The 22,954-nt window shown below is 72.4% G+C and carries 18 protein-coding genes; 9 read left to right on the forward strand and 9 right to left on the reverse strand.

Translation table 11 applies throughout. The annotated features are described in order from the left end of the window. Positions 1-43 precede the first annotated feature (43 nt). Positions 44-1,084: a LacI family DNA-binding transcriptional regulator gene (locus tag OG406_RS35865; protein WP_266610652.1), complete on the forward strand. Its 1,041-nt coding sequence runs from the start codon at positions 44-46 to the stop codon at positions 1,082-1,084. Between the two features lie 143 nt (positions 1,085-1,227). Beyond that, positions 1,228-2,100: a universal stress protein gene (locus OG406_RS35870; RefSeq protein WP_164370483.1), complete on the forward strand. Its 873-nt coding sequence runs from the start codon at positions 1,228-1,230 to the stop codon at positions 2,098-2,100. A gap of 200 nt (positions 2,101-2,300) precedes the next feature. On the opposite strand, the gene OG406_RS35875 is transcribed toward OG406_RS35870, so the two are convergent. Further along, a complete protein-coding gene (locus OG406_RS35875) occupies positions 2,301-2,654 on the reverse strand; it encodes a hypothetical protein (RefSeq protein WP_164370484.1) in 354 nt (117 codons plus the stop codon). Positions 2,655-2,761: 107 nt separating this feature from the next. Here OG406_RS35875 and OG406_RS35880 point away from each other — a divergent pair, with 107 nt between their 5' ends. Beyond that, positions 2,762-3,427 (forward strand): NUDIX domain-containing protein, encoded by a 666-nt coding sequence (locus OG406_RS35880; protein ID WP_266619788.1) that lies wholly within the window; start codon positions 2,762-2,764, stop codon positions 3,425-3,427. A gap of 72 nt (positions 3,428-3,499) precedes the next feature. Beyond that, positions 3,500-4,486 carry an aldo/keto reductase gene (locus tag OG406_RS35885; RefSeq protein ID WP_266610647.1) on the forward strand — a complete coding sequence of 329 codons (987 nt, stop codon included), beginning with the start codon at positions 3,500-3,502 and terminating at the stop codon, positions 4,484-4,486. Positions 4,487-4,511: 25 nt separating this feature from the next. Here OG406_RS35885 and OG406_RS35890 read toward each other — a convergent pair whose 3' ends face one another. Next, entirely contained in the window at positions 4,512-7,073 is a 2,562-nt protein-coding gene (locus OG406_RS35890) for a SpoIIE family protein phosphatase (protein WP_329189859.1), read from the reverse strand. Positions 7,074-7,262: 189 nt separating this feature from the next. After that, positions 7,263-8,180, reverse strand: coding sequence for a LysR family transcriptional regulator ArgP (locus OG406_RS35895; protein WP_329189861.1), 918 nt, complete (start codon positions 8,178-8,180; stop codon positions 7,263-7,265). Positions 8,181-8,246: 66 nt separating this feature from the next. Between OG406_RS35895 and OG406_RS35900 the strand changes: the two genes are divergently transcribed. The 4 genes from OG406_RS35900 (at position 8,247) to OG406_RS35915 (ending at position 11,655) form a co-directional block, all read left to right on the forward strand. After that, a complete protein-coding gene (locus OG406_RS35900; RefSeq protein WP_329189863.1) occupies positions 8,247-8,858 on the forward strand; it encodes a LysE/ArgO family amino acid transporter in 612 nt (203 codons plus the stop codon). Between the two features lie 134 nt (positions 8,859-8,992). Beyond that, entirely contained in the window at positions 8,993-10,330 is a 1,338-nt protein-coding gene (locus OG406_RS35905) for an MFS transporter (protein WP_329189865.1), read from the forward strand. A 37-nt stretch (positions 10,331-10,367) separates the two neighbouring features. Continuing rightward, positions 10,368-11,186, forward strand: coding sequence for a methyltransferase domain-containing protein (locus OG406_RS35910; RefSeq protein ID WP_266853263.1), 819 nt, complete (start codon positions 10,368-10,370; stop codon positions 11,184-11,186). Between the two features lie 100 nt (positions 11,187-11,286). Next, the gene (locus OG406_RS35915; protein WP_267051727.1) at positions 11,287-11,655 is read left to right on the forward strand and encodes a DUF6479 family protein; all 369 of its coding nucleotides are present in this window, start codon (positions 11,287-11,289) and stop codon (positions 11,653-11,655) included. Positions 11,656-11,735: 80 nt separating this feature from the next. Here OG406_RS35915 and OG406_RS35920 read toward each other — a convergent pair whose 3' ends face one another. Further along, complete coding sequence (locus OG406_RS35920; RefSeq protein WP_266610636.1) at positions 11,736-12,701, reverse strand: ATP-dependent DNA ligase; 966 nt, start codon at positions 12,699-12,701, stop codon at positions 11,736-11,738. A gap of 92 nt (positions 12,702-12,793) precedes the next feature. Next, the gene (locus tag OG406_RS35925) at positions 12,794-13,687 is read right to left on the reverse strand and encodes a Gfo/Idh/MocA family protein (protein ID WP_329189868.1); all 894 of its coding nucleotides are present in this window, start codon (positions 13,685-13,687) and stop codon (positions 12,794-12,796) included. A 261-nt stretch (positions 13,688-13,948) separates the two neighbouring features. Between OG406_RS35925 and OG406_RS35930 the strand changes: the two genes are divergently transcribed. Next, positions 13,949-15,376 (forward strand): M1 family metallopeptidase, encoded by a 1,428-nt coding sequence (locus tag OG406_RS35930; protein ID WP_164370492.1) that lies wholly within the window; start codon positions 13,949-13,951, stop codon positions 15,374-15,376. 34 nt (positions 15,377-15,410) lie between these two features. Here the strand turns inward: OG406_RS35930 and glgB are convergent, their stop codons facing one another. The 4 genes from glgB to OG406_RS35950 all read right to left on the reverse strand — a co-directional run bounded on the left by glgB (position 15,411) and on the right by OG406_RS35950 (position 22,859). Next, entirely contained in the window at positions 15,411-17,648 is a 2,238-nt protein-coding gene (glgB, locus tag OG406_RS35935; protein ID WP_329189870.1) for a 1,4-alpha-glucan branching enzyme, read from the reverse strand. Positions 17,649-17,714: 66 nt separating this feature from the next. Continuing rightward, entirely contained in the window at positions 17,715-19,091 is a 1,377-nt protein-coding gene (locus OG406_RS35940; RefSeq protein ID WP_164370494.1) for a maltokinase N-terminal cap-like domain-containing protein, read from the reverse strand. A 46-nt stretch (positions 19,092-19,137) separates the two neighbouring features. Continuing rightward, positions 19,138-20,877, reverse strand: a complete 1,740-nt coding sequence (gene treS / locus OG406_RS35945) for a maltose alpha-D-glucosyltransferase (protein WP_266610629.1) — start codon at positions 20,875-20,877, stop codon at positions 19,138-19,140. After that, positions 20,874-22,859 (reverse strand): alpha-1,4-glucan--maltose-1-phosphate maltosyltransferase, encoded by a 1,986-nt coding sequence (locus tag OG406_RS35950; RefSeq protein WP_329189873.1) that lies wholly within the window; start codon positions 22,857-22,859, stop codon positions 20,874-20,876. Before OG406_RS35950 ends, treS begins: the two co-directional genes overlap by 4 nt. Positions 22,860-22,954: the final 95 nt, after the last annotated feature.

Here is a 22,954-nt window from a genome sequence, read left to right on the forward strand (position 1 = left end):
AGCGCTCTATCCCGAGGCGGGGCCGGACGGTTAGGGTGCCGCCATGAGCAGACAGGCTCCCACGCTGGAGGATGTCGCGCGGGAGGCCGGAGTCTCCCGCGCGACCGTTTCCCGGGTCATCAACGGTGTCCGCAACGTCGACCCCGGAATTCAGGAAGTGGTGCGCGAGGCCATCGAGCGGACCGGCTACGCGCCCAACCGGGCCGCCAGATCGCTCGTGACCCGCCGCAGCCAGACGGTGGCCCTGATCGTGTCCGGCGCCGGTGACACCCCGGGGGAGGAGCAGAACGCCTTCGCCGCACGGGTGTTCGCGGACCCCTTCTTCGGACGGGTCGTCAGCGGTGTCGTGGGATACCTGCGTCCGCGGTCGATGCATCCCCTGCTGATGTTCGCCGAGTCCGCGGAGACCAGGAACCAGGTGCTGACCGACCTGCGGCAGGGGAGTGCCGACGGCGCGCTCGTCGTCTCCACCCACGCCGACGACCCGCTGCCCGCGCTGCTCGCCGGTGCGGGTCTGCCCGCCGTCCTCTTCGCCCGCCCCACCCGGCCCGTTCCGCTCAGCTATGTCGACCTCGCCCACCGGGACGGCGCGCGCCTCGCCGCCGAACACCTGCTGAACCGGGGCTGCCGCCGGATCGTCACCGTCACCGGGCCCCTCGGGGTGGCCGCGAGCCAGGACCGGCTCGCCGGGTTCCGCGACACCATGGCCCGCCGGGGTCACCCGTACGTCCCCGTCGCGGAGGGCGGGTTCACGCTGGACAGCGGAATGGCCGCCATGTCCGGGCTGCTGTCCGAACACCCGGACGTGGACGGGGTGTTCGCCGCGAACGACCTGATGGCGCAGGGCGTGTGCCAGGTGCTGCGGGAACAGGGCCGGCAGGTGCCGGACGACGTGGCGGTCGTGGGGTTCGACGACTCCAGCGTGGCGGTGACCTGCCGGCCGCCGCTGACCACCGTGCGCCAGCCGGTGGAGGAGATGGCGGCGGCCATGGCCCGGCTGCTCGACGAGCACATCCGGGGCGTACGCACCGAGCCCACGTCGCTGATCTTCGACCCGGAGATCGTGGTCCGCGCCTCGGCCTGAGACCCGCCGGGCCGGAGCGCGGTACCGCCGTGCCACGCGGGGCCGCCTCACCCCGGTCTGCCGGGGTGGGTGCCGGACACTGGTCCGGTCAGGACGAAAGAGCCACCGGCCGCGCGCGCGGGCCGGCGACGGAAGGCAGGCGTATGACCGACCCGATCACCGTGGGCGTGGACGGATCCCCCGAGAGCCGGGCGGCGCTGGGCTGGGCGGCCAGGGAGGCGGTCCGCCGGGATCTGCCCCTGAGGGTCGTGTACGCCTGGCACTGGCCGCCGCACGACATGGTCGGCGGGGGCGACCGCGAGGACCAGGAGCGCTGGGCGCGCGGCATGGTCGAGGACGCGGCCCGCACGGTGACCGACCGGCACGAGGGTCTGCGGGTGACGGCCGAGGTGCTCGATGGCGAGGCTGTGGAGGCGCTCCTGCGCGTCGCCGGCCCGGAGGGTGTCCTGGTCCTCGGCTCGCGCGGATACGGCGCGTTCGTCGGTTTCCTGCTCGGCTCCGTCGGCCAGCAGGTGATCGCACGGTCGCCCGGGCCGGTGGTGCTCGTGCGCACGGAGGACCGCCCGGAAGGTGAGGCCGGGGGCCGGGAGATCGTCGTGGGCCAGCAGGGCGGCCCCGACGACAGCGCGCCGGGGCTCCGGTTCGCGTTCGAGACCGCGGCGGCCCGGGGAGCCGCGGTGCGGGCCGTACGGGCGTGGAGCCTGCCTCCGGTGTTCGCCTACAGCCCCGCCTCGCTGCGGCTGCTCGACGAGGCCGGCGGACTGGAACCGTACGAGCGCAAGGCCCTCGACGAGGCACTCCAGCCCTGGCGGGAGCGCTATCCCGACGTGGCCGTCACCGAGCACGTGGAGATGGGCAGCGCGGGCCAGGTGCTGCTGTCCCTCTCCGACCGGGCCCAGCTGATGGTCGTCGGGCGCCGCGCCGAGAGGTCCCCGGTGGGCGGGCGCATCGGTTCCGTGGCCCACGCGGTGATGCACCACGCGCCGTGTCCCGTGGCGGTGGTTCCGCACTCCTGACGGTATGTCAGGAACGGCTCCGGTCCGCCGGAGCCGGAGCCGGAGTCACCGCGCCGCGCCGAGCCGGACGTCGTTCCTGCGCGGGCCGGCACCTCAGGCCCGGTTCGTCCCGCCCTGGCGCCCTCGTTCCGACCCGGCACCCTCGTCCCGCCCTCGCACCCTCGGCCCGTGGGAGACGGCGCGACGGCCGGGCGCGCCGGCTACTCGTTCCCGGCCCGGGACATCCGTAGCGCCAGATCCTGGAGCAGATCGGCCGTGCTGACCTCGGTCCTGCCGGAGTCGTGGAGGTCGGCGAGTTCGGAGAAGAGGAACGCGAAGGCCCCCACCAGCGAGATGGCGGCGGGGAGATAGGCGTCCGCGACCGCCTGCCCGGCCTCCGCCGGGCCGGCGTCGCCGGGCACCTCGACCCGGGGGAACACCTCGGTGACGAGCGCGCCCAGGTTGTTCTCCGCCCCCTCGACGCCGGCCTCCTCGTCCTGGGCGATCCTGCGCACCATGGCGTTGGTCTCGGTGAGCACGCCGATGGCGCGCAGGATGATCTCCGTCTGTTCCATGCCGTGAGCCTAAACGGGCGAGGCCCGACTGGGGCAGGGATCTTGCTGTCGGGATGGTAGACAGGCCCCATGAACGACATCTCCCGCTCCCACCGGGCCGGCGCGCGATGACCGCGGGCATCGACACCCCGGACCGCAGGGGCCGCACCGGACTCGACCAGGTGGGCCGCGACCTGACCGGCAACCCCCGGGTCAAGATCCGCGACGTGCAACTCCTGTCCTGCCACTGGTACGTGGAGCGCAGCACCACCTTCGACCTCCAGCTCGCCGACGGGACCTGGAGCACCCAGGAGCGCGAGACCCACGACCGGGGCAACGGCGCCACCCTGCTGCTCTTCGACGCCGACCGCGAAACCGTGCTGCTGACCCGGCAGTTCCGCTACCCCGTCTATGTCAACGGGCATCCGGACGGCATGCTGATCGAGACCCCGGGCGGCCTCCTCGACGAGGCGGACGAGCACCCCGAACAGGCCGTGCGCCGCGAGGTCGTCGAGGAGACCGGGCACACCGTCGGCACGGTCGAGCACGTCTTCGACGTCTACATGAGCCCCGGCTCGGTCACCGAACGGGTGAGCTTCTACGCCGCCTCCTACGGCCCGTCCACCCGCACCCACGAGGGCGGGGGCCTCGACGAGGAGGGCGAGGACATCGAGACGGTCGAACTGCCCTTCCGCGAGGCACTGTCCATGGTCCGCACCGGAGAGATCGCCGACGCCAAGACGATCATGCTGTTGCAGTGGGCCGCTCTGGAGGGCCCGTTCAAGAGGGCTTGACCTGAAGAGCACTCCAAGCCCCAGACTCCCGTTCGGGCCCGAGGACTTCGGGCCCGAACGGGAGGGGAACCCATGCGGTACCGCACCATCGGCAGCGACCCCGCGACCCGTCGCGAGGTGAGCGTGCTCGCACTCGGCGCGATGCTCTTCGGCTCGCTGACCGACGAGAAGACGTCCTTCGCCGTACTCGACCGGTACGTCGAGGCCGGCGGCACCTTCATCGACACGTCCGACAACTACGCCTACTGGACCGACGGAGGACAGGGCGGCCAGAGCGAGGAACTCCTCGGCCGCTGGCGGCGCAGCCGCGGCATCGGCGACGAGATCGTCCTCGCCACCAAACTCGGCGCGCGCCCCCTGGCCCCCGGAACCGGCTTCGTCGACAACCCCGAGGGACTCTCTGCCGCGGTGATCCGCGAGGCGGCCGAGCGGAGCAGGGAACGCCTCGGCGTCGACAGGATCGACCTGCTCTACGCGCACATCGAGGACCGCGGGGTCGAACCCCGGGAGACGGTCGAGGCGTTCGCCGGGCTCGTCGCCGAGGGAAGCGTCGGACTGCTCGGGGTGAGCAACCACGCGGTGTGGCGCGTGGAACGGGCCCGTGCCCTCGCCACGGCGGCCGGACTGCCCGGCTACGAGGTTCTCCAGTACCACCACAGCCTGCTCCGCCCCCGCTCCGACGTGCCCAGCGGACTCTTCCCCGAGGGTGGCCTCGGCGCCGCGACCGGTGAACTCCTCAGCTATCTCGGCGCCGAACCCGGCCTGACCCTCGTCGCGTACTCGCCCCTGCTCGGCGGAGCGTACGGCCGGCCGGACAAGCCCCTGCCCTCCGACTACGACCACCCCGGCACGGCCGCCCGGCTGGCGGTGCTGCGCGAGGTGGCCAAGGAGGCGGACGCGACCCTCAACCAAGTGGTGCTGGCCTGGCAGATCGGCGCCGAACTGCCCGTGATCCCGCTGGCGGGTGCCTCCTCGGTGGCCCAGCTGGAGGAGAACCTCGCGGCGGTGGACCTGGAACTGACCCCGGACCAGCGGGCTCGCCTGGACGAGGCCCACTGACCGGAGCCGCCGTGCCCGGGCGCTGCTACACGAAGCCCGGACCGTCGCCGTCGCGGGGTGCGCGGCGGGTGGTGAGGAGCAGGGCGATGTCGTCGGGGCGGGCGTGCGCCCGCCGGGCCTCGGCGGTGAGCAGGTCGGCGGCGTGCGACAGCGAGTGGCCGCCGGGGCGGAACCGCTGCGGCGAGCCCGCCCCGGCGAGCGTCGCGCGCAGCGCCTCGACACCGTCGTCGATGTCCGCGCCCGGCTGCTCGACCAGACCGTCCGTGTACAGGGCCAGCACCGCCTCGGGTTCCAGCATCAGCTCCGTCACGGGGTACACGGCCCGCGGATCGACGCCGAGAACCACCCCGCCCGGCAGGTCGAGGACCTCGGTGCGCCCGTCGGGATGGCGCAGCAGCGGCTGCGGATGCCCGGCGCGCGCCGCGCGGGCGACACCGGTGAGCGGGTCGACCCGGACGTAGCAGCAACTCGCGAACTGGCCCGGGTCGAGGTCGATGAGCAGCCGGTTGGTGCCGCTCATCACCTCGTCCGGGGCATGGTCCCCGAGCGCGAACGCCCTGACGGCGCTGCGGAGTTGGCCCATGGTGGCGGCCGCCTGGACGCCGTGGCCCTGTACGTCGCCGATGACCAGCGCGAGACCGTCGCCGGCCTCCACGACGTCGTACCAGTCGCCGCCCACCTCCATGCCGACCGTGCCGGGCAGATACCGGCCGGCCGTCTGCACCATCGGGTGCGCCGACAACCGGTGCGGCAGCAGGGCCTCCTGGAGTCCGCGCGCGAGTGCCGCCTCGGTGTCGTAGCGCCGCGCCCGCTCCAGGGACTGCGCGATCAGACCGGCGAGCGCGGTCAGGACCGTCCGTTCCTCGGTACTGAAGTCGCGGGGCCGGTCGAAGCCGAGGATGCAGGAGCCGACCGGACGCCCGGAGGCGATCAGTGGCAGGAACGCCCGGGCACCGACCTTGGCGTCGAGGGCGATGCCCGGATAGGCGGCGGCCATCTGCTGCATCGACTCGAAGAAGAGCGGACGGCCACTGGTGAGCGTCTCGACGCCGGGCAGCCGGGCGTCCAGGCCGACACCGTCGAAGGGAGCGAGGAACCCCTGCGGGAAGCCCGTCTCCCAGGCCAGGTAGAGACGCCGGTCCTGGAGCAGGTAGATCGCCAGACGGCGGCTGCCGAACGCCGGGAGCAGCTCACGCATCACGACCTCGGACACCTGGCGCGCGGTGACCGCCTCCGCCAGGGCGATGGCGAGGACGATGGGCCTGTACAACGGCGCCGTGGCCGCGGTGCCGGACTCGTGCTCGTCGGGGGCGGGCGGCGCCGAGCGCGGGTGCTCGGTCCCGAACGGGGAGTTGCCGGTGGTCTCCGCGGCCCGGCCGAGCGGCACCACCTTGCAGGTCAGACCGCGGGGACCGGGATAGAGGGACAGGCTCAGCCAGGTCTCGCCGCCCGTGATGCCCGGAGCGCTCCCGGCGTCGTTGGTCAGCGGGCCGCGGGCGCGGAAGTGCACCGGGTCCGCGGAGAGCAGCGCGCCCCGCAGGTGATCCTCGTACGCGGGGCGGGCCATCCACGGCACCGCGTCCCACAGCGGCCGCCCCACCAGTTCGGCGCGCGGACGGCCGAGCAGTTCCGCGGCGCGCGGATTGGCGTAGGTGATCAGCCCGAGCCGGTCCACGGAGAAGACCCCCTCCGGGAGCTCGTCGGCCGCCCCGCCCGCGGCGGGTCCCGGACCCGGGTCGACGAGTACACCGCTGACGCGGTACGGCGTCCCGCCCGTCCCGCCCGACGGCCACAGGTCGAGCAGCCGCAGCCCGCCGCTGCCGGTGCGTACGGGCAGCGGGTGGGGCGGCGGGCGGCCCGCCGCCGTCTCGCGCAGCGCGGCCAGCAGCAGCCGGGGTTCGTCGTGGGCGACCGCGTCCGCGAGCGCCTCGGGCGTGCCGGGGAACGCTTCGTGCCGGGTCCCGAGCAGCGCCCACAGGGCGTCGTCGGCGATCACCCTGTTGGTGCCCGGGTCCCAGGTGAAGCCGCCGACGGTCCGGGAGGAGGGGCCCTCGGCCGGTGGGCGCGCGCACAGAGGCTCGGCGTCCCACATCACCGGATGCCCGTCCTTGGCCAGCACCGCCAGCGCCGCTCCCAGTTCCTCCGCGACGGCCGTCATCCGGTCCCGGTCCGGCAGGACCTCGGTGGCGTCCGAGGCCGGGGGGCGCAGGCAGGTGAGGACGCCGTAGGGGGTCGTGCCGCCCACCACCGGGACGTACAGCGATCCGAACCGGAACGGCAGGCCCGCCGCGAGCTGCGGGTAGCGGCGCATCGTCTCCGTCGGGTCCGCGAGCAGGACCTCCACCCCGAGCCGGTGGGCGTCGGCGACCGGGAAGGGCCGTTCCACGTGCATGCGCCACCAGGGCCGGAAGAGCGGCCCCGGCAGTCCGGCGAGCACCGCGAGACGCAGCAGGCCGGGGGTATTGGACCGCAGGTAGACGCCGCCGGCGAAGCCGCGCGCCGCGCGGATCGCGTCCGTGACCGCGTCACCGAGCAGGCTGGCCAGGGCGTCAGGAGCCCGGTCCTCGCGTTCGGCGCTCCCTGTCATCGATCTGCCCTCGTCCGCCCGCCACCAGGTGGGTAACACAGCAAGAATGCGCCTCCCAGGTCCCTGACCGCACCTCGGTGCCGCCCGCGGCACCGGGCCGGGACCCGCGCATTCCGGTCGTGCCCGGATGTGCTCAGCGCGAAGATACCGGGTCGCGCGCGGTCCGGAACCCGTTCGGAAGCCGGTGATTCATCCGGGCGGAGCCTGCTCCAGCGTCTCGGCGGCGACGGCCGCCACGGCCTCGGCCATCGCGCCGAGCGCGGGGAAGTCGAGCTTCCACTGCTGCCAGAACAGTGGCACGTCCACGCTCCGCCCCGGCAGCAGGTGGATCAGCCGTCCGTCGGCCAGCAGCGGCCGCGCCTGGACCTCCGGCACCATGCCCCAGCCCATCCCGGCCGCCACGGACGCGACGAACCCCTCAGAGGTGGGGACGAAGTGGCGCAGCGTCCCCGCCCCGCCGCCGGTGAGGGAGCGGACGAAGTCGTCCTGGAAGTCGTCGTTCCGGTCGAAGGCCACCACCGGGGCCGCGGCGATCCCCTCGTGCAGCGGCGTGCCGGCCCGGGTGCCGAGCCACTCCTCGGCGTACGCGGGGGCCGCCACCGGCAGATACCGCAGCCGCCCCAGCGCGCGGACCGAGCAGCCCGCCACCGGGTCGGGCGACGACGTCACGGCCGCCATCACCGCTCCTTCGCGCAGCAGCGCGGCCGTGTGGTCCTCGTCCTCGCGGCGCAGCTCGAAGCAGAGCCGCAGCCCGTGCGGCAGGCGGGTGAGCGCCGGCAGGAACCAGGTCGCCAGCGAGTCGGCGTTCACCGCGATCGACAGCCGGGTGGGCTCCCCGGAGCCCGGCATGCCCAGCTCGGCCTGCGCCCGGCCCTCCAGCCGGGCCAGTTGACGGGCGAACCGGACGACGATCTCGCCGGACTCCGTCGGCCGCACCGGCTTCGTCCGCATGAGCAGCACCCGGCCGGTGCGCTGTTCGAGTGACTTGACGCGCTGGCTCACCGCCGAGGGCGTCACATGGAGCGCTGCCGCCGCCGCGTCGAAGGTGCCCTCGTCGATCACGGCGAGAAGGGTGCGGACATGGTCCAGCGGCAGTTCCGTCATCACGAGCGCTAATGATACGTAAGAATCTTTAGCTGTACTCCCGACGATCTGCTTTCTAGCGTCGACGGCATGACAGACGCCCTCACCGCAGCGGTCGCCGGATTCGGCTCCGGTCTCTCCCTCATCGTCGCCATCGGCGCGCAGAACGCCTTAGTCCTGCGCCAGGGCATCCGCCGGGACGCGGTCCTCGCGGTGGTGGGCATCTGCGCCGTGTCCGACGCGGCCCTCATCGCCCTCGGTGTCGGCGGTGTCGGCGCGCTGGTGGTGGCCTGGCCCGCCGCGCTCACCGTGGTCGGCCTGGTCGGCGGCGGCTTCCTCGTCGTCTACGGAGTCCTTGCCGCCCGGCGGGTCCTGCGGCCCTCGGCACTGCGCGCAGCGACCGGATCCGCGCCCTCGTGGCGTCGCGCCGTCCTCACCTGCCTCGCCCTGACCTGGCTGAACCCGCACGTGTACCTGGACACGGTGTTCCTGCTCGGCTCGCTGGCCGCCGACCGCGGTCAGCTGCGCTGGACGTTCGCTCTGGGAGCGGCGTTCGCGAGCCTGTGCTGGTTCGCCGCCCTCGGGTTCGGCGCCCGGCTGCTCAGCCGCCCGCTGGCCCGGCCCACGGCCTGGCGGGTGCTGGACGGCCTGGTCGCCGTCACGATGATCGCGATGGGCGCCACGCTGCTCGCCGGCGCCTGAACAGCCGTACGCCGTCGCCGTCCGGCCCGCCCCCGGCTGTTCGATTCAGACCTTTGGGGACCTTGCGCACCAATCCGGTCCCCCGGGGGACACGCGGTGCTCGCGCTCGGCCATAGTGATCCCTGAATCGAAAGATGTATCAAGCAACCAGGACGAGCGTGGACACGAGCAAGAGCAACACGGACAGCGCCGCCGCGCCGCAGGACGCCGAGGCCGGGACCACGGAGCAGCCGGGGCGGACCGGATGGCGCCGGTGGGCCATGGACACCCGGCCGCTGCGGCGCCCCGCCTACCGCCGGCTGTGGTCGTCGACCGCCGTCACCGCCGTCGGCAGCCAGCTCACCGCGGTCGCCGTGCCCAAGCAGATCTACGACATCACCGGCTCCTCGGCGTGGGTGGGGTACGCGAGCCTCGCCGGACTGCTGCCGCTGGTGTTCTTCGCCCTGTGGGGCGGCGCCGTCGCCGACAGCATGGACCGCCGCAAGCTCCTGCTCATCACCAACTGCGGCATAGCCGTCACGTCGCTGCTCTTCTGGGTCCAGGCCGTCACCGGCCTGGAGTCGGTACCCGTCCTGATGGTCCTGCTCGCCCTCCAGCAGGCTTTCTTCGGGCTCAACTCCCCGGCGCGCAGCGCCTCCATCGCCCGGCTCGTGCCCGCGGACGAACTCCCCGCCGCCAACGCGCTCGGATCGACCGTCATGCAGACCGGCTCGGTGGCCGGCCCGATGCTGGCGGGTGCCCTCATCCCGCTCATCGGGCTGCCCGAGCTGTATCTGATCGACGCCCTCGCCCTGTGCGTCACCGTGTGGGCGGTCGCCAGACTGCCCGCCCTGCCCCCGCTCACCGGCGCCGGCTCACGACGGGCCGGCTGGCGCGAGGTCGCCGCCGGCTTCCGTTACATCGCCCTGCACAAGGTGCTGCTGCTGTCCTTCCTCGCCGACATCATCGCCATGGTCCTCGGCATGCCCCGCGCCCTGTTCCCGCAGCTCGCCGCCGAGACGTACGCCCCGTACGGCGAGGGACTGGCACTCGGCCTGCTGTTCGCGGCGGTCCCCATCGGCGCGGTCCTCGGCGGACTGCTGTCCGGCACGTTCTCCCGCGCCCGGCGGCACGGCCTGATGGTCATCGCCTCCGTCGCCGCCTGGGGAGCGGCCATCGCCGGGTTCGGGCTCAGCGACAGCCTCTGGTTCGCGGTGGTCTTCCTCGCCCTGGCCGGTGTGGCGGACATGGTCTCGATGGTCTTCCGCGGGGCGATCCTGCTGTCCGCCGCCACCGACGAGATGCGCGGCCGGCTCCAGGGCGTCTTCACCGTCGTCGTCGTGGGCGGCCCGCGCGTCGCCGACGTCCTGCACGGCACGGCCGGATCACTGTTCGGCGCGCAGGCCGCGGTCGCGGGAGGCGGCGCCCTGGTGGTCGTCGCGGTGCTCGTCCTGGCCTTCGTGACCCCGGCCTTGAGGCGTTACACAATCTGAATACGGAAACGACCAAGGTGGTTCTAGAGTGACCGCCATGCGGGACACGCGACCCACTTCGGAATTCCACGCGCCCAACATCAGCGTGGACAGCACGGCCCGTCTGGTCGGTGCCCTGGATGCCCAGGACGTCAACAACGGCGTGCACAGGCTGCGCTCCTGGGCCCACTCGGCCCTGGCCGTCCGCCCCGGTGAGCGGGCCCTCGACATCGGCGCCGGGACCGGCTCGCAGACCCGGAACCTCGCGGCCGCGGTCGGTCCCCAGGGCAGGGTCCTCGGCCTCGAACCGAACCCCGGACTGCGGGCCGTCGCCGAGCAGCGGGCAGCCGAGGCCGGCAGCTCGGCACGCTTCGCCGACGGGGACGCCCTGTCCCTGCCGCTGCCCGACTCCACCGTCGACGTCGTGTGGTGCGAGCGGGTGCTCCAGCACCTCGCCGAGCCGGAGAAGGCCGTCGTCGAGATCGCCCGCGTGCTGCGTCCCGGCGGTCGTGTCGCCCTGCTGGACACCGACTGGGCCACCACGATCCTGCACCCCGGCGACCCCGAGACGGTCGCCGCGCTCACCTCCGGCGCGCTGTCCGCGGCGGCCGACCCGTACTCGGGACGCAAGCTGGTGGGCCGGCTGACGGCCGCCGGACTGGTGATCGACGACCGGGGCTCGCAGGCGCTGCTCCAGGACCACACCTCCGTGGCGTGGCCGCTGATCCGGATGATGGCCGAGTCCGCGATACGCCGCGGCCTGCTCGGCGAGGCTCAGCGGGACGGCCTCTACGAGGAGCTCGCGGAGGCGGCCCGGAAGGGCGGCCTGCACATGTCGGTGACGATGTTCGGGGCTGTGGCGCACCGTCCCGCGTGAACGGGTGGCGGTGCCCGAAATGATCCGGAATATAATGGGATGGCCGTCGCTGACGGATCAGTACGCAGATTTCCCCTTGCATTGGGGGTACGCGACCATCATGTACATCGCGAGCCAAGAAGTGATCCTGGCGAATTCGACGACCAACGTGGTCGCCGCCTTCGTCGGTGGCCTGGTCATCGTGGCCGCCCTCGTCTGGGCGGTCCGGATGGGCATCAGGGTGCGGGGCCAGGAATCGGCCCCACCGACCGCCGAGGAGCAGCCCCACCTGCCCGAGGGTGGAGCGGTCCACGAGGAGCGGGAGATGAGGGAACCCGACGAGGTCCCGCACGCGGCCGACGAGAGTGAACGGCTGATGCCCTACAACATGCACTCCTCCAGCACCAAGCACGCCGACGACCAGCATCGCAAGCGCTGGCAACCGGGATCGAGCGGATCCTTCGGCAGCGGCGGGCCCGGCAGAACCTGAGCCGGGACACTCGAGGAGCCGACCGCCTGCGAGCGGCCGGCTCCTTCGTGCGCCGTGAACCGGCGGGACCGGTGCGCCGCCTACGGCAGATCCGCCGCCGACTCCTCGGGAGTGAGGTCGGGGCGCAGCCGCAACCAGGACGGCTGGCGCAGCAGGCCCGCGCGGGTACGGGTGCTGTAGCGGACCTCGCCCACCAGCCGCGGCAGCACCCAGCGTGCCTCGGCCGCGCGCGGGACCGTGTCGAAAGGGCAGCGGTCCGTCCCCGAGGCCCCCAGCAGCCGGGCCAGTTCGGTGCGCTCCGCCGCGTTCCAGCCGGTGCCCACGCTTCCGACGTAGCGCAGCCTCCCGGCGGCGCGCTGCCCCACGAGCACCGCGCCGGGCAGCCCCGACAGACGGCCCCGTCCGGGAACCCAGCCGCCCACGACGACATCGGCCGTGCGCATGTTGCGGATCTTGATCCAGGACCGTGAACGTGTCCCCGGCTCGTACACGGAGTCCAGCCGCTTGCAGACCAGCCCCTCCAGACCGTTCTCCCGCGTCGCCCGGAGCGCCAGTTCGCCGTGGCCCACCAGCGCCGCCGGCGTCGACCAGAACGGCCCCTCCAGCGCCAGCTCCTCCAGCGTCCGCCGCCGCACCTCGTAGCGCAGCCCCGTCCGATCGTCCCCGAGCCGGAGCACGTCGAACACGACCAGATGGGCGGGCGCCCGTTCCGCGAGCCGGAGCGCCTTTCCCGGCGACCCGGCGAGGCCCATCCGGGACTGCAGCAACTGGAAGTCGCCGCGGCCCTGTTCGTCCAGGACCAGCACCTCACCGTCCAGGACGGCCGGCGTCGTGCCGAGGACACCGCCGAGGGCGCGCAGTTCCGGGTAGGCCGCGGTGATGTCCTCGCCCGACCGGGCCCGCAACCGCACACTGCCGTCGCCGGGCAGATACACCACCGCGCGCTGGCCGTCGTGCTTCGTCTCGTAGGCCCAGCGCATGTCCTGTCCCTGGGACGGCAGCGTTCCGGGGGTCGCGAGCATGGGGGCGATCAGCGGCAGGTTCACAGCTGTTGTGTCGACACACCGCCGGCCGCACACGCCGGCCCGTCGCCCCTTTCCCCTGAACGGCCCCGCCCCGCACCCGTCCCCCGGGGGCCTCAGCCCTCCAGTGCCTGGGTGATCAGCGTCTGCAGCCGCAGCCCCCGGTGGGCGTCGAGTTCGCCGGACCGCCCCGACCGCACCGCCGTGGCGAACTCGCGGCGCAGCACGGGCCAGGACTCCTCGTGGTCGAGCGCCCCACCGTCGAAGACCAGTTCCGGATGCCGGCCGAACAGTTCGATCCGGGTGATGCCGCGCTCGACCTCGACCGACCCCGACAGCGAGGCCTGGCTGACCGCGCCACCCTCGTGCTCGCAGGTCAGCTCGACCCAGCGGCGCGGATCACCCACGCCGCGGACCCGGACGACCGGCCCGAGCGCTGCGTCCAGCAGATCGAGCAGATGCGGCCCGATGTCGAGCAGCGCGCCGTGCTCCAGGCGCCACGGCGTCGCGAAGTCACCGCCCAGGAAGGCGCCGCCCAGCATGCAGGACCGGGCCCCCGACACGTCGAGGGCCCGCGCCTCGTCGAGGAACCGCCGTGTGGCCGGGTGGTAGCGGTTGGTCAGGACGAGCTGGGAGACGACGCCCGCCGCGTCGATGGCGTCCACGAGCCGCCGCGCCGACGGCAGATCGAGCGCCAGGGGCTTCTCCAGGAGGAGAGCCTTGCCCGCCTCCGCGGCCCGCAGGGCGAGTTCGGCCTGAACGGCGGGCGGCACTGAGAAGGCGACCGCCTCGCAGCTGTCGAGCAGGTCCTCGAAGGACGCGGCCACCGCGGCACCGTACGGCTCGGCCGTCTCCCGGGCGGCCTCCGGCCGGCGCGCCCACACCGACGTCAGCCGCGTCTCCGGCCCGGCGGCGAGCACCCGGGCGTGCACGGCCCGCGCCCAGGGCCCCGCGCCGACGAGCCCCACCCTCACGGGGGCCTGGGTCCAGGTGGACGACGTACCGCTCACGAGCATCTCCTCTGCGGTGTACCGGGCCTGACATGCCGTCGGCCTACGGCGGCGCCGACGGAGCGGGTGCCCGGCCGTGACGGCGGCCGGGCACCGGATCTTCGGACGCGTGGACCGACTTCATCACGCCGGCCCGCCGTCCGGCCAGGGGGACGGCCGGGACGGGTCGGTCGGACGCGACTTGACCCGATCGAAAGGTGCAGCGGCCGCGGAGACTCATAGGCTGTGCGCGATGATCACCGTCGAACCGGAGGAGCGCACGTGAGACCACGCCCGCAGCAGCCCGCACGACGTACGACCGTCCTGCGCCGCGAAGCCGTCGTCGCGGCCGTCCCCGTCGCGCTCGCCGCACTGCTCACCGCCGCCGGACCCGCCACGGCGGCCGGGACCGCGGGCTCCGCGGGCGCGGGCGACCCGTACTTCCCCCTCTCGGGCAACGGCGGCTACGACGTCCGCCACTACGGCCTGACCCTCGGCTACGACCCGGCGACCCGGCACCTCGACGGCACGGCGGTCGTCACCGCCCGTGCCACGCAGCGGCTGACCCGCTTCGACCTCGACCTCAGCGGCCTGAAGGTCACCGGTGTCACCGTCGACCGCACGCGGGCGTCCTTCCGGCGTACCGGACAGGAACTCGTCGTCACCCCGCGCAAGGCCCTCCACGCGGGCCAGGAGTTCCGCGTCACCGTCACCTACGCCGGCACGCCCCGGCCCGTCACGGACCCGGACGGCTCGCCCGACGGCTGGATCCCCACGGACGACGGCGCCTTCGTGGCGGGCGAACCGCAGGGCGCGATGACGTGGTTCCCCGCGAACAGCCACCCCACCGACAAGGCCTCCTACGACTTCACCCTGACGGTTCCGCAGGGCCGGACCGCCGTCGCCAACGGGGTGCTGCTCGGACAGCGGACCAGCCACGGTCGGACCACCTTCCGCTGGCGGCAGTCCGAGCCGATGGCGGCCTACCTCGCCACGGCGACCGTCGGCACGTTCAAGGTCGAGCAGTACACCACCCGGGACGGCCTCAAGGTCTACAACGCCGTCGACCCCCGGGAGGCGGCCGACGCCGCGCCGGTCCTGAAGAAGCTGCCGTCCGTCCTCGCCTGGGAGAGCAAGCTCTTCGGCCCCTACCCGTTCCGGGCCGCCGGCGCCATCGTCGACCGGGCCCCACAGGTCGGCTACGCCCTGGAGACCCAGACACGGCCCGTCTACGACGCGGCGCCCGATCTCGGCACCCTCGTCCACGAGAGCGCCCACCAGTGGTTCGGCGACTCCGTCTCCCTGACGAAGTGGAAGGACATCTGGCTCAACGAGGGCTTCGCCACGTACGCGGAGTGGCTCTACACCGAGCAGCACGGCGGCAAGAGCGCCCAGCAGACCTTTGACGCGCTGTACGCCACCCCGGCGGACAAGGACCTGTGGGCGTTCCCGCCCGCCGACCCCGGCAGCGGCGAGCACATCTTCGAGACGCCCGTCTACGCCCGCGGTGCCATGGCCCTGCACGCGCTGCGCACCGCCGTCGGCGACCGCGCGTTCTTCCGCATCCTGCGCTGCTGGGCCACCGGTCACCGTGATGGGCACGGCACGACGGCCCAGTTCGTCCGGCTGTCCGAGCGGGAGTCCGGCAAGGACCTCTCGGGCCTCTTCCACACCTGGCTCCACACATCGGGAAAGCCCGCCTCTTCCTGAGAGACGGGCTTCCCGGGGCGTCGCCGCGGTCGGCTCAGGCCGGCCGCAGCCACACCGTCGCCAGCGGCGGCAGCGTCAGTTCGATGCTCGTCGGACGGCCGTGCATGCCGATCGCCTCGGCCTTCACCGGCTCGGGGTTGGTGACGTCGCTGCCGCCGTAGCGCAGGGCGTCGGTGTTGAGGACCTCGTGCCAGGCGGGGATGTCCTCGGGGACGCCGAGGCGGTAGTTGTGGCGTACGGCGGGGGAGAGGTGCGAGACGGCGAGGAGGGGCGTGCCGTCGGCGGCGTGCCGCAGGAACGCGAACACGTTGTCGTCGGCCGCGTCCCCCATCACCCACCTGAACCCCGAAGGATCGGTGTCGCGCTCCCACAGGGCCGGGTCGGCGCGGTACTCCTTGTTCAGGTCGCGGACGAGATCCTGCACGCCCCGGTGGTCGGCCTCGGCGCCGTAGGCGGGGTCGAGGAGCCACCAGTTCGGCCCCTCGGCCTCCTTCCATTCGCCGCCCTGCGCGAACTCCTGCCCCATGAAGAGGAGTTGCTTGCCGGGGTGGGCCCACATGAAGGCCAGGTAGGCGCGCAGGTTGGCGCGCTGCTGCCACCAGTCGCCGGGCATCTTGGAGACGAGTGACTGCTTGCCGTGGACGACCTCGTCGTGAGAGATCGGCAGCACGTAGTTCTCGCTGTAGGCGTACACCATCGAGAACGTCATCTCGTTGTGGTGGTACTTCCGGTGGATCGGCTCGTGCTGGATGTACTCCAGCGAGTCGTGCATCCAGCCCATGTTCCATTTCAGCCCGAAACCGAGCCCGCCCTCGGAGGTCGGGCGGGTGACCCCGTCCCAGGCCGTCGACTCCTCCGCCATGGTGACGACGCCGGGGTTGCGGCGGTAGACGGTGGCGTTCATCTCCTGGAGGAACGCCACCGCGTCGGGATTGTCCCGGCCGCCGAACTCGTTGGGGCTCCACTGCCCGTCCTCGCGGGAGTAGTCGAGGTAGAGCATGGAGGCCACCGCGTCGACGCGGAGGCCGTCGATGTGGAACTCCTCGCACCAGTAGGTGGCGTTGGCGACGAGGAAGTTGCGGACCTCGCGGCGGCCGTAGTCGAACTCCAGGGTTCCCCAGTCGGGGTGGTCGGCGCGCTGCGGGTCCGGGTGCTCGTACAGCGGGCGTCCGTCGAAGGCGGCGAGCGCCCAGTTGTCGCGCGGGAAGTGCGCAGGCACCCAGTCCATCAGCACACCGATGCCGGCCTGGTGGAGCGCGTCGACCAGGTACTTGAAGTCGTCGGGGGAGCCCAGCCGCGCGGTCGGCGCGTAGAAGCCGGTGATCTGGTAGCCCCACGAGCCGCCGAAGGGATGCTCGGCGACCGGCATCAGCTCGACGTGCGTGAAGCCCAGGTCCGTCACATAGGCCGGAAGCTGCTCGGCGAGCTGGCGGTAGGTCAACCCCGGCCGCCAGGACGCCAGATGCACCTCGTAGACCGAGAACGGCGCCTCGTGCAGCGGACGGCGCTTCGCCCGGGCGTCCATCCACGCGGAGTCCTGCCACGTGTGCGTCGACCGGGTCACGATCGAGGACGTCGCCGGCGGAACCTCCGTCCGGCGGGCCATCGGGTCGGCGCGCAGCGTGCGGGACCCGTCCGGGCGCGTGATGTCGTACTTGTACAGCTCGCCCTCGCCGATCCCGGGCAGGAACACCTCCCACACGCCGGACGAACCGAGCGAGCGCATCGGGAATCCCGAGGCACCGTCCCAGTGGCAGAAGTTCCCGCAGACCCGCACCCCCTGCGCGTTCGGCGCCCACACCGTGAACCGTGTTCCGGCGACGCCCTCGTGGGTCATCGGCTCCGCGCCGAGCGCCTTCCACAGCTCCTCGTGCCGGCCCTCACCGATCAGGTGCAGGTCCATCTCCCCGAGAGCGGGCAGGAACCGGTAGGGGTCCTCGGTCTCGAACTCGGTGTCCCCGTACGTCACCACCAGCGTGTACGCGGGAATCGCGTCGAGCCGCAGCACCGCCCCGAACAGCCCGTCACCCAGGTCGTCGAGCGCGGTACGGCGCCCGTCCACCACGACCGACACACCCTGGGCGTACGGCCGCAGGGCACGGAACAGCACACCGCCCGTTACGGGATGGGCCCCGAGCAGCGCGTGCGGATCGTGATGGGAGCCGGACAGCAGCCGTCCCCGGTCCGTGGGGTCCAGCGCGGCGCTGGGCTGCGCCGGCGGGGCGGCGGGCTTGGCGGGCCGTACGCGGGGGGTTGCGGAGCGGACTGTCACGGCTCGGGCCTCTCGGAGTGGGGGGTGAGGGGGATCGGTTCTCGGAAGGGGGCTCGGGGGTGGTGGTCAGGAACGGGCGGTGGCGAGTCGTCCGACCGCCGCCATCGGGACGGCCAGCCAGTCGGGACGGTGGCGGGCTTCGTAGAGCACCTCGTACACGGCGCGGTCCGTCTCGTACGCGCGGAGCAGTTCGGGTTCCTCCCGCGGGTCCCAGGCCGCGGCGACGGCGTAGCCCGCGCAGAAGGCCTCCCGGCAGCGGTCCGCCCACTCGGGGCGCCACGGCTGACGGGAACGGGCCGCGTAGTCGAAGGAGCGCAGCATGCCCGCCACATCGCGGACGGGGGACTGGACACGCCGGCGTTCGCTGATCGGACGGGCGGGTTCACCCTCGAAGTCGATCACCGACCACCGCTGTCCGGCCCGCAGGACCTGGCCGAGGTGGAGGTCGCCGTGGATGCGCTGGGCGGGGCGGACGGCGGAGTCCAGACCGGCGAGGGCGTCGAAGGCGGACCGCAGCCCTTCGGCATGGGGCTGGAGTTCGGACACGGACCGGACCGCCGCGTCGAGCCGCTCGTGCATCGCGTCCGCGAGCCGCTTGTTGCCGCCCGGGCTCGGCGGGTCGAGGGGGAACGCCGTGGCCAGCGCGAGATGCACCTCCGCGGTCGCCCGTCCCAGTTCGTACGCCTCCTCGGTGAAGTCGTTCTCCGAGGTGAGCGAGGCGAGGGCGAGCGTCCAGCCGTCGGCGGCGTCGCGCAGGTAGGGCTGGAGGACACCGAGGGTGGCGTCCTGCGGCTCCGAGGTACGGAACCAGGCCGCGGGCGGGGGGACCCGGGTGCAACCCTGGCGGGCCAGCGCCCGCGGCACCTCCAGGTCCGGGTTGATGCCGGGCTGGACGCGCCGGAAGACCTTCAGTATGAACGCGTCCCCGTACACCAGAGAGGAGTTGGACTGCTCCGCGTCGAGCAGCCGCGGTGCGAGACCGCCCGGCACCGTGACGCGCGGATCGCGCTCGAAGCACAGCGGGCCCGCCGAGCCCGGGACGCGCAGGCGCTCCAGCAGGAGCCCCGCCGCCTTGGGGTCGTGGAAGGCGTCGTACACGGTCAGTTCGGCCAGCGGACCGGTGCTCGCCCGGCCGATGAAGGCGTGCGCGAGCTGCGGGGGCAGGACCTTCCGTACGCCGAGGAGCAGTTGGTAGCAGTCCTCGGCCGGGGGAGTGCCGGCACCGCTGTGGGCGGGCGACCCCAGGTGTTCGGTGCGGACGAGCAGATGCAGGCACCCCGGGTACAGCTCGGTCGACGACACCAGCGTCAGGTCCGTGACGGGTCTGCCCTTGCCGGCGAACCAGCGCTGCCGCGGCAGCCAGGCGCGCAGCATCTCGGCGAGCGAGGTGAGCAGCGGAGCGGGACCGAGGCCGCTCGGACGGTGCAGAGCGGTCTTCGCCATGGCGACACGTCCTTTCAGGTGCGGGCGGGCTGTGGGCTGCACGGCTTCACGAGCGCTTCGCGCCGACGGGGGCGGCCCCGTTGCGCAGCCGGAACCAGTAGAAGCCGTGTCCGGCGAGGGTGAGCAGGTAGGGGAGTTCGCCGATGGCGGGGAAGCGGACGCCGCCGATGAGTTCGACGGGGTGGCGGCCGGTGAACTCGCGGAGGTCGAGTTCGGTGGGCTGGGCGAAGCGGGAGAAGTTGTGGACGCACAGGACGAGGTCGTCCGTTCCGTCCTCGTTGGAGGGGGCCTCGCGCAGGAAGGCGAACACGGCGGGGTTCGAGGACTGGAGTTCGGTGTAGGAGCCGAGTCCGAAGGCGGGGTTCTGTTTGCGGATCTCGATCATGCGGCGGGTCCAGTGCAGCAGCGAGGAGGGCGAGGACATCGACGCTTCGACGTTGGTGACCTGGTAGCCGTAGACGGGGTCCATGATCGTGGGCAGGAACAGGCGGCCGGGGTCGCTGGAGGAGAATCCGGCGTTGCGGTCGGGGGTCCACTGCATGGGGGTGCGCACGGCGTCGCGGTCGCCGAGCCAGATGTTGTCGCCCATGCCGATCTCGTCCCCGTAGTAGAGGATCGGGCTGCCGGGCAGGGAGAGCAGCAGGGCGGTGAAGAGTTCGATCTGGTTGCGGTCGTTGTCGAGCAGCGGGGCCAGGCGGCGGCGGATGCCGATGTTGGCCCGCATGCGCGGGTCCTTGGCGTATTCGGCGTACATGTAGTCGCGTTCTTCGTCCGTGACCATTTCGAGGGTGAGCTCGTCGTGGTTGCGCAGGAAGATGCCCCACTGGCAGTTGCTCGGGATCGCGGGTGTCTTGGCGAGGATCTCCGAGACGGGGTAGCGGGACTCACGCCGCACGGCCATGAAGATGCGGGGCATGACGGGGAAGTGGAACGCCATGTGGCACTCGTCGCCGCCGGAGGGGAAGTCGCCGAGGTAGTCGACGACGTCCTCGGGCCACTGGTTCGCCTCCGCCAGCAGCACCGTGTCCGGATAGTGCGTGTCGATGTCGGTCCTGACCCGCTTGAGGAACTGGTGCGTGGCCGGCAGGTTCTCGCAGTTCGTGCCCTCCTGCTGGTACAGGTACGGCACGGCGTCCAGCCGGAACCCGTCGATCCCCAGATCGAGCCAGAACCGCAGGGCCGCCAGGATGTCCTCCTGGACCTTCGGGTTCTCGTAGTTGAGGTCGGGCTGGTGGGAGAAGAAGCGGTGCCAGTAGTACTGCTTGCGGACCGGGTCGAAGGTCCAGTTGGAGGCTTCGGTGTCGACGAAGATGATCCGGGCGTCCTGGTACTGCTTGTCGTCGTCGGCCCAGACGTAGTAGTCGCCGTAGGGGCCGTCGGGGTTGGCGCGGGACTCCTGGAACCACGGGTGCTGGTCGCTGGTGTGGTTCATGACGAAGTCGATGATGACGCGCATGCCGCGTTGGTGGGCGGCGTCGACGAACTCCACGAAGTCGGCGAGGTCGCCGAACTCGGGCAGGACGGCGGTGTAGTCGGAGACGTCGTAGCCGCCGTCGCGCAGGGGGGACTTGAAGAAGGGGGGCAGCCACAGGCAGTCGACGCCCAGCCATTGCAGGTAGTCGAGTTTGGCGGTGAGGCCTTTGAGGTCTCCGACGCCGTCGCCGTTGCTGTCCTGGAACGAGCGCACCAGGACCTCGTAGAAGACGGCGCGCTTGAACCACTCGGGATCGCGGTCCTTGGCCGGGGTGTCCTCGAACGTATCCGGGACGGGCTCATTGACCATCATGCGGGGGACCCTCCGATCCGCGGTGCCGGGCCGACAGTGAAGACGTGTGCGCCGCCCGGACCCAGGCGCACAAAGTTGGACCTGCCCCAGTTGTAGGTCTCGCCGGTGAGCTCGTCGCGCACCGGCACGCGCGCGTCCCGGCTCAGACCGAGGCGCGGCATGTCCAAGGACACTGTCGCCTGCCGGGTGTGGTGGGGGTCCAGGTTCGCCACGACGACCACCGTGTCGTCACCCGAACGCTTGCTGTACGCGATCAGGGAGTCGTTGTCGGCTTCGTGGAAGTGGAGGTTCCGCAGTGCGCGCAGGGCCGGGTGATCGCGCCGGATCCGGTTGAGCCGCGTGATGAGGGGGGCGATGGTGCGGCCGTCGCGGTCGGCGGCGGTCCAGTCGCGCGGGCGCAGTTGGTACTTCTCCGAGTGGAGGTAGTCCTCGCCGCCCTCCCGGGCCACGGCGTTCTCGCACAGCTCGTACCCCGCGTACACGCCCCACGTCGGCGAGAGGGTCGCGGCGAGCACGGCCCGGACCTCGAAGGCCGGCCGGCCGCCGTGCTGGAGATAGCCGGGCAGGATGTCGGGGGTGTTGGCGAAGAAGTTGGGCCGCATGTGCGCGGCCGCCTCACCGGACAGCTCCGTGAGGTACTCCGTCAGTTCCTGCTTGGTGTTGCGCCAGGTGAAGTAGGTGTACGACTGCTGGAAGCCGACCTCGGCGAGGCGCCGCATGACCGCGGGCCGGGTGAACGCCTCGGCGAGGAAGATCACGTCGGGGTCGGTCGCGTTGATCTCCGCGATGATCCGCTCCCAGAAGACGACGGGCTTGGTGTGCGGGTTGTCGACGCGGAAGATGCGGACGCCGTGGTCCATCCAGTGCCGCAGCACCCGGACCGTCTCGGTGACCAGGCCCGGCATGTCCTTGTCGAAGGCGATCGGGTAGATGTCCTGGTACTTCTTCGGCGGGTTCTCCGCGTAGGCGATCGTGCCGTCGGAGCGGTGGTGGAACCACTCCGGGTGCTTCTCCACCCACGGGTGGTCCGGCGAGCACTGGAGCGCGAAGTCGAGCGCGATCTCCAGGTTCAGCGAGGCGGCCCGGGCCACGAAGGCGTCGAAGTCCTCCAGGGTGCCCAGGTCGGGGTGGATCGCGTCGTGGCCGCCCTCGGGGGAGCCGATCGCCCAGGGCACGCCGACGTCCTCGGGGGCGGCGGACAGGGTGTTGTCGGGACCCTTGCGGAAGGTGGTGCCGATGGGATGGATCGGCGGGAGGTAGACGACGTCGAAGCCCATCTCCGCGATGGCGGGCAGCCGTTCGGCCGCGGTGCGGAACGTGCCGTGCACCGGCGGATCCAACTGCCCGGACTCCGAGCGCGGGAAGAACTCGTACCAGGAGCCGTACAACGCCCGCTCCCGCTCCACCAGCAACGGCAACGGGAGCGAACGGGTGAGCCGTTCGCGCAGCGGGTGGCCGGCGAGAGCGGCGTCCACCTCCGGGCGGAGAGCCGCCGCGAGCCGGTCGGCGGGCGTGCGGGAGTCGTCGCGCAAGGCGTCGGCGGCGGCCCGCACGCTGTCCCGGCCCGCGCCCTCGGGGATCCCGGCGGCGGCCCGCTCGTACAGCGCGGCGCCCTCCTCCAGGACGAGACCGACGTCGAGCCCGGCGGGAACCTTGATCTCCGCGGCGCGCCGCCACCCGGTCACCGGGTCGCTCCACGCCTCCACCTGATACGTCCAGCGGCCGGTGGCCGTCGGGGTGACGTCGGCGCCCCAGCGGTCGGTGCCGGGGGCCAGTTCGCGCATCGGGGTCCACGGGCCCGGGCGGCCTTCGGGATCGCACAGGACGACATCGGCGCCGACCACGTCATGACCCTCGCCGAAGAGCGTGGCGGTGACCTGGAACGTCTCACCGGCGACGGCCTTGGCGGGCCGCCTGCCGCAATCGACGACCGGCCGCACGTCCACGACGGGGATACGGCCGGTGTCCGTGTGCGCGTCCATGGGTCTCGCCTCCGCGGTTTCTGGGCCCGACGCGTCACGCTCGCCGCCGAGGATCCCTGTCGTGTGCGGTCCTTGTGACCGTCCTTCAGATCCGT

This window comes from Streptomyces sp. NBC_01428 (genome assembly GCF_036231965.1).
Lineage (GTDB): Bacteria > Actinomycetota > Actinomycetes > Streptomycetales > Streptomycetaceae > Streptomyces.

Coding starts and splice junctions, on each gene's coding strand:
- OG406_RS35865 (WP_266610652.1), top strand. CDS start 44: ATGAGCAGACAGGCTCCCACGCTGGAGGATGTCGCGCGGGAGGCCGGA.
- OG406_RS35870 (WP_164370483.1), top strand. CDS start 1,228: ATGACCGACCCGATCACCGTGGGCGTGGACGGATCCCCCGAGAGCCGG.
- OG406_RS35875 (WP_164370484.1), bottom strand. CDS start 2,654: ATGGAACAGACGGAGATCATCCTGCGCGCCATCGGCGTGCTCACCGAG.
- OG406_RS35880 (WP_266619788.1), top strand. CDS start 2,762: ATGACCGCGGGCATCGACACCCCGGACCGCAGGGGCCGCACCGGACTC.
- OG406_RS35885 (WP_266610647.1), top strand. CDS start 3,500: ATGCGGTACCGCACCATCGGCAGCGACCCCGCGACCCGTCGCGAGGTG.
- OG406_RS35890 (WP_329189859.1), bottom strand. CDS start 7,073: ATGACAGGGAGCGCCGAACGCGAGGACCGGGCTCCTGACGCCCTGGCC.
- OG406_RS35900 (WP_329189863.1), top strand. CDS start 8,247: ATGACAGACGCCCTCACCGCAGCGGTCGCCGGATTCGGCTCCGGTCTC.
- OG406_RS35905 (WP_329189865.1), top strand. CDS start 8,993: ATGTATCAAGCAACCAGGACGAGCGTGGACACGAGCAAGAGCAACACG.
- OG406_RS35910 (WP_266853263.1), top strand. CDS start 10,368: ATGCGGGACACGCGACCCACTTCGGAATTCCACGCGCCCAACATCAGC.
- OG406_RS35915 (WP_267051727.1), top strand. CDS start 11,287: ATGTACATCGCGAGCCAAGAAGTGATCCTGGCGAATTCGACGACCAAC.
- OG406_RS35940 (WP_164370494.1), bottom strand. CDS start 19,091: ATGGCGAAGACCGCTCTGCACCGTCCGAGCGGCCTCGGTCCCGCTCCG.
- treS (WP_266610629.1), bottom strand. CDS start 20,877: ATGATGGTCAATGAGCCCGTCCCGGATACGTTCGAGGACACCCCGGCC.
- OG406_RS35950 (WP_329189873.1), bottom strand. CDS start 22,859: ATGGACGCGCACACGGACACCGGCCGTATCCCCGTCGTGGACGTGCGG.